Raw genomic sequence first — 15,040 nt, 5'->3', positions numbered from 1 at the left:
GAATCGGGGCATGTCCATCGCGCAGCTTTCCCTTCTCACCACGCTCGCGCTCGTGGCGGCCTTCGTGCTGTCGGCGGTGTTCGGCGCCGTCGCGCGCGCCACGCGCTTTTGTACCATGGGCGCGATCAGCGATGTGGTCGCGCTGGGCGACTGGACCCGCGTGAAGCAGTGGGCCGCCGCCGGCGGCGTGGCGCTCATCGGCTTCTCGGCGCTCGTGTTCGCGGGGCTCGTCGATGCCGACCGCACGCTCTACGCCTCGCACCAGATCCTTTGGCTCGCCGCGCTGGTCGGCGGCCTGCTGTTCGGCGTCGGCATGGTGCTGTCCTCGGGCTGCGGCAACAAGACGCTGGTGCGCCTGGGTGGCGGCAATCTCAAGGCGCTGGTGGTGCTGGTGCTCATGGGCGTGTCGGCCTTTGCCACGCTGAAGGGCATCACCGCGGTGCTGCGCGTCGCGACCGTCGATGCGGTGCACATCGACCTGGCGATGAATGCGTCGCTGCCCGATGTGCTGGCCGCGTCTTTCCAACTGAACGCATCGTCGCTGCGCCTCGCGCTCGGCCTCGTGCTCGGCGGCGCGCTGCTCGTGTGGGCCGCATGGGGCCGCGAGACGCGCGACGTGCGCAGCCTCATCGGCGGCATGCTGATCGGTGCGCTGGTCGTCGGCGCGTGGTGGCTCAGCGGCCACTGGGCGGTGGTCGAGGAGCATCCGCTCACGCTTGAGCACGTGTTCCTCGCCACCAACTCCGGCCGCGCCGAAGCGCTGAGCTTCGTGACGCCGGTGGCCTACGCGCTCGACTGGCTCATGTTCTACAGCGATGCCAACAAGCGCCTCACGCTGGGCATCGTGTCGGTGGCCGGCGTCGTGGCGGGCGCCGCGCTGCATGCGCTGTGGTCGCGCGAATTCCGCTGGGAAGGCTTCGCCGGCACCGGCGACCTCGCGCACCACGCGACGGGCGCCGTGCTCATGGGCATCGGCGGCGTCACGGCCATGGGCTGCACCATCGGGCAGGGCCTGAGCGCGCTGTCGACGCTGAGCATCGCGAGCCTGCCGGCCATCGCGGGCATCGTCATAGGTGCGGTGGTAAGCCTGAAGTACCAAGCCTGGCAGCTCGAACGCACGCTCTGACTTTCCAGGGCACGCCTTGAAGCGAATCCTCACAATTTAGTTCGGTGCGCGGGGCGTTTTTCGCGCGTTCGCGACGATCGGACGCGGTGGCGCTGGCTATCATTTTTCGCACCTGTTGCCGCTGCGAACGATGGCCTTCATCGACGGGCGCGGCACCGAACAACCACAACCGAGGGAGAGCGCCATGACTGCGCACAACAACCGATCGGCGCGCACGCGCCTGTTTGCCTTGAGCCTTTGCTTCTGTGCCGTGCTCGCGGCCTGCAAGGAAGACAACAAGCCGACGCCGGCGGCAGCCTCGCCATCGCCGTCCGCATCGGGCAAGACCCAGCCCGCCAAGGACCCGGCCCGCGTGCAGGCCGCGGCCCGCACCAGCTACAGCCAGGGCTACAACCGGCTCATCGACGACAACCGCAGCGTGGCCGCCAAGTACAAGAGCTACGTGCAGATGAACGTGAACGGCAAGTCGCCGAGCGGGAACTCGTTCTATGGCAGCCCTTCCGATGTGCAGTCCATCGTGGACGACCTGAAGAAGGCACGTGCCGACGGCTCGGGCGACGCGGCGCTCGACGCGGCCGTCGACGGCGTGGTGGCCACGGGCGAGAAGCTCGTCGCCGTCTGGACGCCGATGGACCCGTACTACCGGTCCAAGAGCTTTCTCGAAGACAAGTGGGTCAAGGGCCGCGCGGCCGACGCCGACATGAACGCCGCCTTCAAGGGCCTGCTGGCCAGCATCGACACGCTGGGCGGCGAGCTGGACCGCGTACAAGAGGCGTCGCGCACCGAACGCATGGCCAAGCTCAAGGCCGAGGGCGACATGCTCAACTACCACACGCTGGCCTCGATGGCGGTGGCCAAGAAGTTCGTCAACGGCCTCGACCAGATCGACGGCCTGAAGAACAAGGACGCCGTCGCCAAGGTCGATGCGGCGGCCAGCGAGTTGCAGGCTTCGCTGGAAGAACTCTCCAAGGCGCTCGAAGAAGCCAAGGCCGCAGCCAAGGCCAAGGGAGAAGCAGGCAAGCCGCCCAACTACAACTACGAGTCGCTGCACGGCAGCCTGCTGAACATGATCGGCCAATGGCGCACGTTCAAGGACAGCAAGTTCCCGTCGACGTACAAGAACATCGTGAGCTACTACAACTCCGCCGTGGGTTCGTACAACCGCGGCTTCGGCCGCTGACCCGGGCCATGGGCACCGCACGGGTTCTTTCGCGCGGCAGCGTCGCGGCCCTGGCGGTCGCGGCGCTTCTCGCGGCGGCAGGCTGTGGCAGCGCCCGCGAGACGCAGCAGATTCCCGTCACCGCGTTCCGCAACTACGGCGCGTCGCCGCTGCAGCACACCTTCTACATCGGCTCCGACGCGCGCTTCCACCGCTTCCAATGGTCCAACGGCAAGCAGGGCGGCACCTGGCTGATCGCGCGCGCCGAGATGGACATCGTCAACGAAAAATCAGCCGATGACCCGCGCGCCGCCCGCGCCGGCTACTTCCTCAGCCGGCGTGACGACGGGCGGTGGATGGCGCACTGAGCCTGTCGCTCGCCCGAATCAGGGCACCACGTCCATGACCACCGGGTAGTGGATGTCATAGACAGGGCCTCCGTCCGGGGTGTAGCGGAACTGAACCTGTGCGCTGTAGCGTCCGGGCACCAGGCATCGGTCGTTGTAGCAGGCCTGCACCTGCGTACTCCAGCTGTAGCTCTTCGTCGCGTACCTGGGCAAGCCCGCTTCGTTGTAGAAGTAGTCATAGAGCCACAGGTTCGGCCCTGGGTACATGCTGGTGTCCACGCCGGGCGGTGTGTTCATCACCATGCCCATGTAGCGCATCTTGTCGCTGGTGTTGCCCGGGAAGAAGACCGCGTTGTCCTGTGCGGGCGCCAAGGTGGGCGTCCCTTGCTTGACCACGAAGTGCGCCTCCGGTTTGGCCAGGACGTAGGGCGCGCTGGAGGGGTTGGTCAGCACGCTCACTTCGAGCAGCCTGGACAGTTTCTGCCCGTCCGAGGTGATGGCGCTCACGCTGAAGCTGGCCTTGTACGACGTGGCGCTCGGCAGCAGCGCCGGCAGTGAGACCACGAGGTTCGGCGAGCCGTCGCCCGCCTTCTCGACCTTGAAGGTATCGGTCGATCCGATCGCCGGCGCGACGGCCCATGAGGCGGCGCCCTCGGGCAGCGTGACCGGAACCGTCACAGGCGCCACGGCGGCGCCGAAGGGGGTGACGAAGTCGACGTTCTTGCTGCCCAGGACCAGTCCGGTCTTGACGGTGATCGCATACGGAATCTGCGGATTCTCGACCCGGATTTCCGACTGGCATGCCGTATCCAGGCAGGCCTTGATCGTCATGTTGCCCTTGTAGGTCTTGGGGCCGTCGGGTGCGATCTTGCCGGTCATGTTCAGCGAAGCCGACTGTGCCGCGGCATTGATGGCGATGGCGGGCTTCTCTTCGAACAGCGGATCGGGCATCACGACAAGGAGCACCAGCACCTTGCCGCTCAGCAGATTCACGTCGCCCGACAGCGTGCCCGACACCAGGACGCTCGGGATCATCTGCCCTTCGTAGACCGTCTTGTCGATGCTGGCCGGCTGGTTGATGCGGATGGACAGGCCGTTGACATAGTTCACAGGGGGGGCGACGGGCGCGATGCCGATCGGAAAACCGCCACCACCGCCTCCTCCTCCACCACCTCCGCCGCCACAAGCGGCGATCACCAGGGACGCAAGGCCGGCCGCAGCCGCCTGAAAGACACGCTTCAGTTTCATCTCTTCCTCTCAGTGGATTTCACTTTTTTGCGGGCCCGATCGATCGCTCTTTCGGTCCGCACCCTCTTTGGTTTGCGCTGGCTTCCTGCGCTCTCGTTTTCAGAGATTGTTGTCGATTCCACCTGGCGGCGGCAAACAACCTGACAGGCGCCACCGATCGCCCTGTCTTGGCAGACATGCACCCGACCCGATCGGCAGATAGCATGCGCGTTCATCCCCACCAACTTCGCCCCCGCATGACCCTCTCGACGAGAAACCTGAAGGCGCTTCCAGACATTCCGACGTTGAAGCGACTGACCCAGTCTCTTGCAATGCTCGACGCCATGCTCTCGCCGGAGTGGGAGTACCGGTACTACGCGTTCAACGCCGCGTGGTCGGATGAGGCGGCGATGGCATCGATGCGCAATGGTTCGGGCGATCATTGGTTTGCCATCTTCTGCCAGGCCGGCGCCGCGCTCCACGGGCTTGCGCACGAGGCTCCGGCATTCCGGCCGGGGACGCCATGGCCCGGAATCTTCGAACGGCTGCCGGCGGAGTTCCGCGCCAACCTGCTGGAAGAGCCGGCGTTCACGACCAGCGACAGCACATTCTGTCTCTGGCGCCTGAGCCATGAAGAACGCTGGACTTGCGGACCGGTCGAGCTTCCGCCGGGGGAGGATCCGGATGGCTCCGCCGAGCTGCTCGGCATCCTCGCCGGCCGGCCCGAGCAGTACGTCGAATTCGCGACGGACTACTACGAACGCGACCTCGACCTGGGCGATGTCGAGGCGATCTATCGGCACCAACCGCTCAGCGACGCGCTCGTCCGGCGATTCAATCCCGACCTCGACATGGCGTCGCTCGGAAATGACATCGCCGAGATCGGGTATCCCCGGCAGGTGGACTGACAGGGCAGTTCCATCGGCAACAGCCTCGGCTGTTTGAATGGGCCCGGCTCCCTTGCTGGAGCTCGCCGAGGCATTCGACGCGACGCATCCGGCGGGCCTCGCCCTCTGCGTTGCCGGCGTTTTTACGCTTTCTTTACGGCCCCCCACTCACTCTTTCCCCCGGTTTTACGCACGCCTGCCGAGACTCCTTTCATCTTGTTTGCAGGAGTGATGAATGGACATCGTCTGGATGGGCGCCTTGCTGGCGCTGTGGGTCGTGGTAGCGGCCATGGTCGTCGGGCTGAACCGGCTCGAAGGGCCGCAGAAGCCGCACGCGGGCGTTGATGCAACGCGCACGCCGGGGGATGCATCGTGATCGGCCCCGAAGTGCTGTACGGCTTCGGCGCGCTGGTCGCCGTGGTCCTGTTCGCGTACCTGGTGTTCGCGCTGATCTGCGCCGAGGAGTTCTGACATGGAAACCTCGGCCTGGGTCTTGCTGGCCCTTTTTCTCGGCGCCCTGCTCGTGCTGGCCTGGCCGCTGGGCAAGCTGCTGGCCGCGCTGTGCGGCGAGCGCGTGCCGCGCTGGATGCAGCGCGTCGAAGCGCCGCTGTACCGCCTCGCGGGCACGCAGCCCGAGCAGTCGATGCACTGGCTGCGCTACGCGCTGGCGCTGCTCGCGTTCAACGCCATCGGCGCGATCTTTCTCTATGCCTTGCAACGCCTGCAGGGCGGGCTGCCGTTCAATCCGGCCGGCATGGGCGCGGTGTCGCCCGACTCGGCCTTCAACACGGCGGTGAGCTTCGTCGCCAACACCAACTGGCAGGGCTACGGCGGCGAGTCGACCATGAGCTATCTCACGCAGATGCTCGGCCTGGCGGTGCAGAACTTTTTGTCCGCCGCCACCGGCATCGCGGTCGCCTTCGCACTGGTGCGCGGCTTCGCGCGCCGCGGTGACGGCAAGGGCCTGGTCGGCAACTTCTGGGCCGACGTGACGCGCGTCACGCTGTGGGTGCTGCTGCCGATCTCGTTCGTGCTCGCGCTGTGCCTGGCAGGGCAGGGCGTGATCCAGAACTTCGACGCCTACAAGAGCGTGCAGACGGTGGAAGCCACGGCCTTCCAGCAACCGAAGAACGGCCCCGACGGCCAGCCGTTGAAGGACGACAAGGGCGCGCCTGTGATGGAAGACGCCACCACCCCCACGCAGACGCTCGCCATGGGCCCGGTCGCTTCGCAGGAAGCGATCAAGATGCTCGGCTCCAACGGCGGCGGCTTCTTCAACGCCAACTCGGCGCATCCGTACGAGAACCCGACCGCGTTCAGCAACCTGCTGGAGATGCTGGCGATCTTCCTGATCCCCGCGGCGCTGTGCTTCGCCTTCGGCCGCGTGGTCGGCGACCTGCGCCAGGGCTGGGCCGTGCTCGCGGCGATGACGGTGCTGTTCGTGGTGGCGGTGCTGGTCGCCACGCCCGCCGAACAGGCCGGCAACCCGCTGCTGGGCCCGCTGGGCGTGGACCAGGTGGCCAGCGCGCTGCAAAGCGGCGGCAACATGGAAGGCAAGGAAGTGCGCTTCGGCATCGATGCCTCGGCCCTCTTCGCCGCCGTGACCACCGCCGCCTCGTGCGGCGCGGTGAACGCCATGCACGACTCGCTCACGCCCATCGGCGGCATGGTCCCCATGGTGCTGATGCAGCTGGGCGAGGTCGTCTTCGGCGGCGTCGGCAGCGGCCTGTACGGCATGCTGGTGTTCGCCATGCTCGCGGTGTTCATCGCGGGCCTGATGATCGGGCGCACGCCCGAGTACCTCGGCAAGAAGATCGAGGTGCGCGAGATGAAGCTGATCTCCATCGCCATCCTGGTCACGCCGGTGCTGGTGCTGGCGGGCACGGCGCTGGCGGTGAGCGCGGGCGCGGGCACGGGCACGGCCGGCATCGCCAACCCCGGCGCGCACGGCTTCTCGGAGGTGCTGTACGCACTGACCTCGGCCGCCAACAACAACGGCAGCGCCTTCGCGGGCCTGTCGGCCAACACACCGTTCTACAACGGCCTGCTCGGCCTGGCGATGTGGCTCGGGCGCTTCGCGATGATCGTGCCGGTGCTCGCCATTGCCGGCGCGCTGGCCGCCAAGAAGCGCCTGCCCGTCACCAGCGGCACGCTGCCCACGCACGGCCCGCTGTTCGTCTTCCTGCTGATCGGCACCGTGCTGCTGGTCGGCCTGCTCAACTACGTGCCGGCACTGGCCCTGGGCCCGATCGTCGAACACCTCGTGCTCTGGAAATAAGAAGGAGCGCACCATGACTGTCAAAACCAAAACCTCCCTCTCGCTGTTCGACGCGGCGCTGGTCAAGCCCGCGCTGTGGGGCGCCTTCGCCAAGCTGAACCCGCGCACCCAGTGGCGCAACCCGGTGATGTTCATCGTCTACATCGGGAGCATCCTCACGACGCTGCTGTGGGTGCACGCGCTGAGCTTTCCGGGCGACACCGGCATGCAGCCCGCCTTCGTGCTGGCCGTGACCGTGTGGCTGTGGTTCACCGTGCTGTTCGCCAATTTCGCCGAAGCATTGGCCGAAGGCCGCAGCAAGGCGCAGGCGGCCTCGCTGCGCGGCCTGCGCAAGGACACCTGGGCCAAGAAACTGAAGGACCAGCAACAGCCGCACCACGGTGCGCCGTGGCTGCCCGAGCAGGCGCCCAACCTGCGCAAGGGCGACGTCGTGCTGGTCGAAGCCGGCGATGTGATCCCGCTCGACGGCGAGGTGATCGAAGGCGTGGCCTCGGTCGACGAAAGCGCCATCACCGGCGAATCGGCGCCCGTGGTGCGCGAGTCGGGCGGCGACTTCTCGGCGGTGACGGGCGGCACCCGCGTGCTGTCCGACTGGCTGGTGGTGCGCATCTCGGTGAACCCGGGCGAGTCGTTCCTGGACCGCATGATCGGCATGGTCGAGGCGGCCAAGCGCCACAAGACGCCGAACGAGATCGCGCTGACCATCCTGCTGGTGGCGCTCACCATCGTGTTCCTCATGGTCACCGTCACGCTGCTGCCGTTCTCGGTGTTCAGCGTCGAGGCCGCGGGCGCGGGCACCGTGGTGTCGCTCACCGCGCTGGTCGCGCTGCTCGTGTGCCTGATCCCGACCACCATCGGCGGCCTGCTCTCGGCCGTGGGCGTGGCCGGCATGAGCCGCATGATGCAGGCCAACGTGATCGCCACCTCGGGCCGCGCGGTGGAAGCGGCCGGCGACGTCGACGTGCTGCTGCTGGACAAGACCGGCACCATCACGCACGGCAACCGCCAGGCCAGCGCCTTCCTGCCCGCGCCCGGCGTGCCCAAGGGCCGCCTCGCACGCGCCGCCATGCTCGCCTCGCTGGCCGACGAAACGCCCGAGGGCCGCAGCATCGTCGAGCTGGCGCGCCGCGACGGCCTGGAAGCGGCGTCGGTCGAAGGCGCGCGCTTCGTGCCCTTCACCGCGCAGACGCGCATGAGCGGCGTCGACCTGCCGGCCGCGCCGAACAGCCTGGACGTCGATGCCATCGTGCTGCGCAAGGGCGCGGTCGACGCGGTGCGCCGTCATGTCGAATCGCTGGGCGGCAGCGTGCCGGCCGAGATGCTGCGCGCCGCCGAAGAAACGGCACGCCGAGGCAGCACGCCGCTGGCCGTGGCCGAAGGCAACCGCGTGCTCGGCGTGGTCGAGCTCAAGGACATCGTCAAGACCGGCATCCGCGACCGCTTCGCCGAGCTGCGCCGCATGGGCATCAAGACCGTGATGATCACGGGCGACAACAAGCTCACGGCCGCCGCCATTGCCGCCGAGGCCGGTGTGGACGACTTCCTGGCCGAGGCCACGCCTGAAGACAAGCTCGCGCTGATCCGCAAGTACCAGGCCGAAGGCCGGCTGGTCGCGATGACCGGCGACGGCACCAACGACGCCCCCGCGCTCGCGCAGGCCGACGTGGCCGTGGCCATGGGCAGCGGCACGCAGGCCGCGAAGGAAGCGGGCAACATGGTCGACCTCGACTCCAACCCGACCAAGCTGCTCGAGGTGGTGGAAACCGGCAAGGCACTGCTCATGACGCGCGGCTCGCTCACCACCTTCTCGATCGCGAACGACGTGGCGAAGTACTTCGCGATCATTCCGGCGATCTTCGTGTCGACGTATCCGCAGCTGGGCGCGCTGAATGTGATGCGGCTCGCGAGTCCGTCGTCGGCCATTCTGTCGGCGGTGATCTTCAACGCGCTCGTCATCGTGTTCCTGATCCCGCTCGCGCTCAAGGGCGTGCGCTACCGGCCGGTGGGTGCCGCCGCGCTGCTGCGCCGCAACCTCGCCATCTACGGCCTGGGCGGTTTGCTCGTTCCCTTCATCGGCATCAAGCTGATCGACTGGCTGCTGGTTGCAGTCCATCTGGTCTGAGGAGTTCTTCATCATGAAAAACAACAACGGCAGCATCGTTCGCCCCGCGCTCGTGCTCTTCGCGCTGCTGAGCGCATTCACCGGCCTGCTCTATCCGGCGGCCGTCACCGGCGCCGCGCAGGCGCTGTTCCCCGCGCAGGCGGCGGGCAGCCTGGTGATGCGCGACGGCAAGCCCGTCGGCTCCGCGCTCATCGGCCAGAACTTCAGCGACCCGAAGCACTTCTGGGGCCGCCCGTCGGCCACCGCGCCGCAGCCCTACAACGCGAGCGCCTCGGGCGGTTCCAACCAGGGCCCGCTGAACCCCGCGCTGGCCGATGCCGTGAAGGCGCGCGTCGAGGCGCTGCGCGCGGCCGACCCGGGCAACACCGCGCCGGTGCCGGTGGACCTCGTCACGGCCTCGGCCAGCGGGCTTGACCCCGACATCAGCCCCGCCGCCGCGCATTACCAGGCCGCCCGCGTGGCGCGTGAACGTGGCGTGCCGATCGATCAGGTGAACGCGTTGATCGCGAAGAACACCCAGTCGCCGCTGTGGGGCGTGCTGGGCGAATCGCGCGTCAACGTGCTGGCGCTGAACCTGGCGCTCGATGCTTCTTCGACGGTGCGTTGAGGAGAAAACAACCATGGCCTATGCCGCCTACCGTGAACATCCTGTCGCCGTCGTGCGAAGTCCGATCGCGCCGCGCACGACGCAGTTCCATGTGCTCGACGTCACCGTCTGTTGCGCCGACGCGCTGCGCGTGCGCCGCAGCATCGCCGCTTGCGCCGAGGCCGGCGTGGTGCGCTGCGAGCCGCTGCTGCACGCCTGCAGCTCGCAGGAAAGCGACGCGCCCTGCGTGCGCCTGATGATCCGCTTTCCGACCGCGCGCTACGCCGAGGTGCTGCACCGCCTCATCGAATGCGTGCCCTCGGGTGAGATCGGCCGGCTCATGAGCTGGCGCGATCACCTCGCGCGCTGCGGCCTGCGCCATGGTCACTGACCTGCTGCACGCGCTGCTGGCCATGGCAGCGCTGTTCGTGCCGCTGGGCTTCGCCTGGTGGGTGCTGTCGCGCACCGCACGCCGGCATGAACGGCGGCGCAAGAACGGGCCGATGCGCTAATCTTGAGAAGGTGTGAACGAACCCGCCATGCCCGCTCATCCCGCACAGACACGCGCCCTCGGCGTTGCAAATGCTCGCCGTAGCCCAAGCTACGGCTGCGCTTTGCGCCTTGATGGCGCGCGCCTGCGCGTGCTGCTCGGACACGGCGGATTCATTCGCACCTTCTGAGCCCCCATGCCCGAGACCCGCCCCGACCCCGACGCCCTGCTCGCGCAACTGCGCAGCGACGAGGCGCGCGCGCTGCGCGGCAAGCTGCGCATCTACTTCGGTGCCAGCGCCGGCGTGGGCAAGACCTGGGCCATGCTCAGCGCCGCCCGGCGCGAGCGCGAGGCCGGGCGCGACGTGCTCATCGGCGTGGTCGAAACGCACGGCCGCAGCGAGACCGCCGCGCTGCTCGCGGGACTCGACACGCTGCCGCTGCGCGAGGTGCCCTACCGGGGCCGCACGCTCGCGGAGTTCGACCTCGATGCCGCCCTGGCGCGCAGGCCCGCCGTGCTGCTGGTCGACGAACTGGCCCACACCAACGCGCCCGGCTCGCGCCACGCCAAGCGCTGGCAGGACGTGCAGGAGCTGCTGGCCGCCGGCATCGAGGTGTGGTCGGCACTCAACGTGCAGCACCTGGAAAGCCTCAACGGCACCGTCGGCGCCATCACCGGCGTGCGCGTGCACGAGACCGTGCCCGACACCGTGCTCGACGAGGCCGACGAAGTGGTGCTGGTCGACGTCACGCCCGACGAACTCACGGCGCGGCTTGCGGCCGGCAAGGTCTACCTGCCGCAGCAGGCCGAGCGCGCCGCGCAGAACTTCTTCCGCAAGGGCAACCTGATCGCGCTGCGCGAGATCGCCCTGCGCCGCACCGCCGAGCATGTCGAAGACGACGTGCGCGGCTGGCGCGTCGAACAGTCGGGCCCCGGCGGCAACGGGCAGGGCGGCGCGGCGCTGCAGGCCTGGAACACCTCGGGTGCGATCCTGGCCTGCGTCGGTCCGCACGAGGGCGCGGCGCAGACCGTGCGCACCGCCGCGCGGCTCGCGGGCCAGCTCAACGTGCGCTGGCATGCCGCGTACGTCGAGACGCCACGGCTGCAGCGCCTCGATGCCGCGCAGCGCGACCGCATCCTCGCCGTGCTCAAGTTGGCGGAAGAACTGGGCGCGGCCACGGCCGTGCTCACCGGCGCCGACGTGGCGGAGCAACTGTCCGAGCAGGCGCGGCGCCTGAACTGCGCGACGCTGGTCATCGGGCGCGCGGAGCCCGTGCGCGGCTGGCGGCGCTGGTGGGGTGCGTCCGCGGTGCCGCTGGCGCGCGCGCTGGCGCAGCGGGCGCCGGCGCTCGACATCCTCGAAGTGGGCCGCGCCGACAGCGCGCGCCGCCTGTCGCAGGCGACGCTGGTCGCCACGCAGGCCGACGACGACGACGAACGCGCGCAGTCGCGCTGGCCCGGCTACGCCTGGGCCGCGGCCACCAGCATCGCGCTCACGCTGCTGTGCACGCCGCTCACGGGCGTGCTGGAGCTGTCCAACATCGTCATGCTGTTTTTGCTCGGCGTGGTGGGCGTGGCGATGCGTTTCGGGCGTGGGCCTTCGGCGCTCGCGGCCATGCTCAACGTGGCGGCCTTCGACTACTTCTTCGTCGCGCCACGCCTGTCCTTCGCGGTCAGCGACGTGCAGTACCTGCTGACCTTCGCCGTGATGCTCGGCGTCGGCCTGCTGGTGGGCCAGCTCACGGCCGGGCTGCGCTTCGCGGCCGGCGTGTCGACCAGCCGAGAGCGCCGCGCGCGCTCGCTGTTCGAGCTCACGCGCGAACTCTCGGCCGCGCTCGAAAGCACCCAGGTCGTCGCGCTCGGCGCCGCCGCCGTGCAGGCCCATTTCGGCGGCCATGCGCGCGTGCTGGTCACCGACGCGGCCGACCAGCTCGTGCCCCCCGCCGACCCGCCGCCCGGCTTCGACGCGCAGGTGGCCGACTGGGCCTTCCGCCACGGCCAGCCCGCCGGCCTGGCCACCGCCACGCTCGCCGCGCAGCCCTGGCACTACGTGCCGCTGCGCGCGCCCATGCGCGTGCGCGGCGTGCTCGCGCTGTGCCCGGCCCGCCCGCGCTGGCTGCTGATTCCCGAGCAGGCGCAGCAGCTGGACACGCTGGCGCGCCAGATCGCCATCGCGCTGGAGCGCGTGCACTACGTCGAGGTCGCGCAGCGCGCCGTGGTCGAGATGGAATCGGAGCGCCTGCGCAACGCGCTGCTCGGCGCCATCTCGCACGACGTGCGCACGCCGCTCACCGCGCTCATCGCGCTGGCCGAATCGCTGCAGACCCTGCCGACCGAAGAACACGGCGAGGCCGCGCGCGCCATCGTCACGCAGGCGCATGCGCTGCATGCGCTCGTCAGCAACCTGCTCGACATGGCGCGCCTCGAAAGCGGCGTGGCCGGCGGCGCGGTCAACCTGCGGCGCGACTGGCAGTCGGTCGAAGAGGTGGTGGGCGCCGCCATCCGCGCCGCCCGCCCCGCGCTGCGCGGCATGACCGTGCAGACCGCGTGGGACCCCGAGCTGCCGCTGGTCGAGTTCGACGCCGTGCTCATCGAGCGCGTGCTCGTCAACCTGCTGGAGAACGCCGCCAAGTACGGCGCCGCGCCCATCGAGGTGGGGGCGCGCGCGGAGGCCGGCACGCTGGTGCTCACGGTGCGCGACCACGGCCCCGGCCTGCCCGCCGCGCTGCACGGCCGCGAGCAGACCCTGTTCGACAAGTTCACGCGCGGCGAAGCCGAATCCGCCACGCCCGGTGTCGGCCTCGGCCTGGCCATCTGCCGCGCCGTGGTGAGCGCGCACGGCGGCGAGATCAGCGCGGCGAATGCGCGCGACGGCGGTGCAGAATTCACCGTCACCTTGCCGCGCCGCGAGCCCCCCGAACCCGCTGAAGCTCAGCTCTGAAACCCGCCATGCCATCCCCCACCGCCATCGTGATCGAAGACGAGCCGCAGATCCGCCGCTTCGTGCGCGGCGCGCTCGAGGCCGAAGGCTGGCAGGTGCACGAGGCCGGCACCCTGCGCGACGGCCTGGCGGCCGCCGGCACGCGGCAACCCGACCTGCTGGTGCTCGACCTGGGCCTGCCCGACGGCGACGGCGTGTCACTGATCCGCGATGTGCGCGGCTGGTCGCAGGTGCCGATCATCGTGCTCTCGGCCCGCACCGACGAAGCCGACAAGATCGCCGCACTCGACGCCGGCGCCGACGACTACCTCACCAAGCCCTTCGGCACCGGTGAGCTGCTCGCCCGCGTGCGCGCCAACCTGCGTCGCCCACGCGCCGCGGGCGGCAACGGCGACGAGCCGGCCGCCGAGGCCGTGTTCCGCTTCGGCGAGATCGAACTGGACCGCGCCGCACGCATCGTGCGCCGCGCGGGCGCCGAGGTGCACCTCACGCCGACCGAGTACCGCCTGCTGTCGGTGCTGGTGGCCAACGCCGGCCGCGTGCTGACGCAGCGGCAGCTGCTGCGCGAGGTGTGGGGCCCGTCGCACACGGACCAGAGCCACTACCTGCGCATCTACATGGGGCATCTGCGGCAGAAGCTGGAGGCCGATCCGGCGCAGCCGAAGCATCTGTTGACGGAGACGGCGGTGGGATACCGGCTGGTCGTCTAGTCAGCGTTTCAAGCCGAGCAGTTCGCGCGCCACGACCCAGCGGTGGACTTCGCTCGGACCTTCGTAGATCCGCATCAGGCGCGCTTCGTTGGCCATCTGATGCAGTGGCATTTCCTTGGTCATGCCCATGGCGCCGAACATCTGCATCGCGTGGTCGATCACTTTCCCCGCCATCTCCGTGGCGAATACCTTGACCATGGAGACCTGGCTGCGCGCCTCGTCGCCACGATCGATGCGTGCGGCTGCTTCGTAGGTCATGAGTCGACAGGCGTGAATGCGCGTGGCCGCGTCGGCAATCCACCATTGCACCGTCTGGCGCTCGGCGAGCGAGGCGCCGAAGGTGCTGCGCTGCGGTGCGTACTCGCACATCATGTCGAGCGCGCGCTGGGCGCGGCCGACGCACCATGCGGCCATCTGCAGGCGCCGGCTCGACAGGCGCGCCTGCATCGGCGCGAACCCCTGGCCTTCCTGGCCGAGCAGGCGTGCATGCGGCACGCGACAGTCTTCGAGCAGCACCTCGTAGGTCGAGACGCCGCCGATCATGGGGATGCGACGCTCGACGCGAAAGCCCGGGGTGTTGCGGTCGACGATGAACGCCGAGATGGCTGGGCGCCCCACCTTGGTCTTGTCCGTGACGGCCATGACGATGGTCCAGTCCGCGCGTGCGGCGCGGCTGATCCAGATCTTTCGGCCGTTGAGGACCCAGTCATCGCCGTCGCGCACGGCGCGCGTCGACATCGCCGAAGGGTCGGCGCCTGCGCCGGGCTCCGAAATGGCGATGGCCGAAACCGTCTCTCCGCGTGCGTAAGGGGCCAGGTAGGCGGCGCGCTGCGCGTCGTTGGCGGCGGTCAGCAGCATCCGCAGGTTGGGCGAGTCGGGGGGCAGCTCGTAGGGCGTGATGGTCTTGCCGAATTCTTCGTTCACCCCGACCATCGCCACCACCGGCAGGTCGAGGCCCTCCATTTCGGCGGGCGCATCGAGGCCCCACAGGCCACGGGCCTTCGACACGGTGTCCAGCCGCGCGTGCTCATCGGCCGAGAGCTCCCAGGGTTCACCGGCAGCCTCCCGTTTCAGCAGGGCCGGTTCCAGCGGCAGCAGGTCTTCGCGCACGAAGCTGGCGACGAGCTCCTTGAGCGTCTGGTGTTCGGGGTCGAGTTCGAAATTCAT

General features: G+C 69.1%; 15 protein-coding genes. 13 read left to right on the top strand and 2 right to left on the bottom strand.

Annotation, left to right across the window (positions count from 1 at the left end):
* Positions 1 to 10 precede the first annotated feature (10 nt).
* The 3 genes from ACAM52_RS31800 (at position 11) to ACAM52_RS31790 (ending at position 2,653) form a co-directional block, all read left to right on the top strand.
* Positions 11 to 1,126 (top strand): YeeE/YedE family protein, encoded by a 1,116-nt coding sequence (locus ACAM52_RS31800; protein WP_369645513.1) that lies wholly within the window; start codon positions 11 to 13, stop codon positions 1,124 to 1,126.
* Positions 1,127 to 1,310: 184 nt separating this feature from the next.
* Positions 1,311 to 2,306, top strand: coding sequence for a DUF3829 domain-containing protein (locus tag ACAM52_RS31795; RefSeq protein WP_369645512.1), 996 nt, complete (start codon positions 1,311 to 1,313; stop codon positions 2,304 to 2,306).
* Between the two features lie 8 nt (positions 2,307 to 2,314).
* A complete protein-coding gene (locus tag ACAM52_RS31790) occupies positions 2,315 to 2,653 on the top strand; it encodes a hypothetical protein (protein ID WP_369645511.1) in 339 nt (112 codons plus the stop codon).
* 18 nt (positions 2,654 to 2,671) lie between these two features.
* On the opposite strand, the gene ACAM52_RS31785 is transcribed toward ACAM52_RS31790, so the two are convergent.
* The gene (locus ACAM52_RS31785; RefSeq protein ID WP_369645510.1) at positions 2,672 to 3,880 is read right to left on the bottom strand and encodes a hypothetical protein; all 1,209 of its coding nucleotides are present in this window, start codon (positions 3,878 to 3,880) and stop codon (positions 2,672 to 2,674) included.
* A gap of 236 nt (positions 3,881 to 4,116) precedes the next feature.
* Here ACAM52_RS31785 and ACAM52_RS31780 point away from each other — a divergent pair, with 236 nt between their 5' ends.
* The 10 genes from ACAM52_RS31780 (at position 4,117) to kdpE (ending at position 13,873) form a co-directional block, all read left to right on the top strand.
* Positions 4,117 to 4,767 carry a hypothetical protein gene (locus ACAM52_RS31780; RefSeq protein ID WP_369630530.1) on the top strand — a complete coding sequence of 217 codons (651 nt, stop codon included), beginning with the start codon at positions 4,117 to 4,119 and terminating at the stop codon, positions 4,765 to 4,767.
* 214 nt (positions 4,768 to 4,981) lie between these two features.
* Entirely contained in the window at positions 4,982 to 5,122 is a 141-nt protein-coding gene (locus ACAM52_RS31775) for a hypothetical protein (RefSeq protein WP_167395072.1), read from the top strand.
* Positions 5,119 to 5,217 carry a K(+)-transporting ATPase subunit F gene (kdpF, locus tag ACAM52_RS31770; RefSeq protein ID WP_369645509.1) on the top strand — a complete coding sequence of 33 codons (99 nt, stop codon included), beginning with the start codon at positions 5,119 to 5,121 and terminating at the stop codon, positions 5,215 to 5,217. Before ACAM52_RS31775 ends, kdpF begins: the two co-directional genes overlap by 4 nt.
* A 1-nt stretch (position 5,218) precedes the next feature.
* Complete coding sequence (gene kdpA, locus ACAM52_RS31765; protein WP_369645508.1) at positions 5,219 to 7,024, top strand: potassium-transporting ATPase subunit KdpA; 1,806 nt, start codon at positions 5,219 to 5,221, stop codon at positions 7,022 to 7,024.
* A 13-nt stretch (positions 7,025 to 7,037) separates the two neighbouring features.
* Positions 7,038 to 9,146 carry a potassium-transporting ATPase subunit KdpB gene (gene kdpB, locus ACAM52_RS31760; RefSeq protein WP_369645507.1) on the top strand — a complete coding sequence of 703 codons (2,109 nt, stop codon included), beginning with the start codon at positions 7,038 to 7,040 and terminating at the stop codon, positions 9,144 to 9,146.
* Positions 9,147 to 9,159: 13 nt separating this feature from the next.
* Positions 9,160 to 9,753 carry a potassium-transporting ATPase subunit KdpC gene (gene kdpC / locus ACAM52_RS31755; RefSeq protein ID WP_159274790.1) on the top strand — a complete coding sequence of 198 codons (594 nt, stop codon included), beginning with the start codon at positions 9,160 to 9,162 and terminating at the stop codon, positions 9,751 to 9,753.
* 13 nt (positions 9,754 to 9,766) lie between these two features.
* Positions 9,767 to 10,123, top strand: a complete 357-nt coding sequence (locus ACAM52_RS31750) for a hypothetical protein (RefSeq protein ID WP_062473825.1) — start codon at positions 9,767 to 9,769, stop codon at positions 10,121 to 10,123.
* Positions 10,113 to 10,244 carry a hypothetical protein gene (locus ACAM52_RS31745; RefSeq protein ID WP_255221096.1) on the top strand — a complete coding sequence of 44 codons (132 nt, stop codon included), beginning with the start codon at positions 10,113 to 10,115 and terminating at the stop codon, positions 10,242 to 10,244. The genes ACAM52_RS31750 and ACAM52_RS31745 overlap by 11 nt, the downstream gene beginning before the upstream one ends.
* A gap of 174 nt (positions 10,245 to 10,418) precedes the next feature.
* Positions 10,419 to 13,163, top strand: a complete 2,745-nt coding sequence (locus tag ACAM52_RS31740; RefSeq protein ID WP_369645506.1) for a DUF4118 domain-containing protein — start codon at positions 10,419 to 10,421, stop codon at positions 13,161 to 13,163.
* Positions 13,164 to 13,171: 8 nt separating this feature from the next.
* The gene (kdpE, locus tag ACAM52_RS31735; RefSeq protein WP_062480698.1) at positions 13,172 to 13,873 is read left to right on the top strand and encodes a two-component system response regulator KdpE; all 702 of its coding nucleotides are present in this window, start codon (positions 13,172 to 13,174) and stop codon (positions 13,871 to 13,873) included.
* Here kdpE and ACAM52_RS31730 read toward each other — a convergent pair whose 3' ends face one another.
* Complete coding sequence (locus ACAM52_RS31730; RefSeq protein ID WP_095950305.1) at positions 13,874 to 15,040, bottom strand: acyl-CoA dehydrogenase family protein; 1,167 nt, start codon at positions 15,038 to 15,040, stop codon at positions 13,874 to 13,876.

This window comes from Variovorax sp. V118, assembly GCF_041154445.1.
Classification (GTDB): Bacteria; Pseudomonadota; Gammaproteobacteria; order Burkholderiales; family Burkholderiaceae_C; genus Variovorax; species Variovorax boronicumulans.
This window is presented reverse-complemented; position numbering and strand designations above follow the sequence as displayed.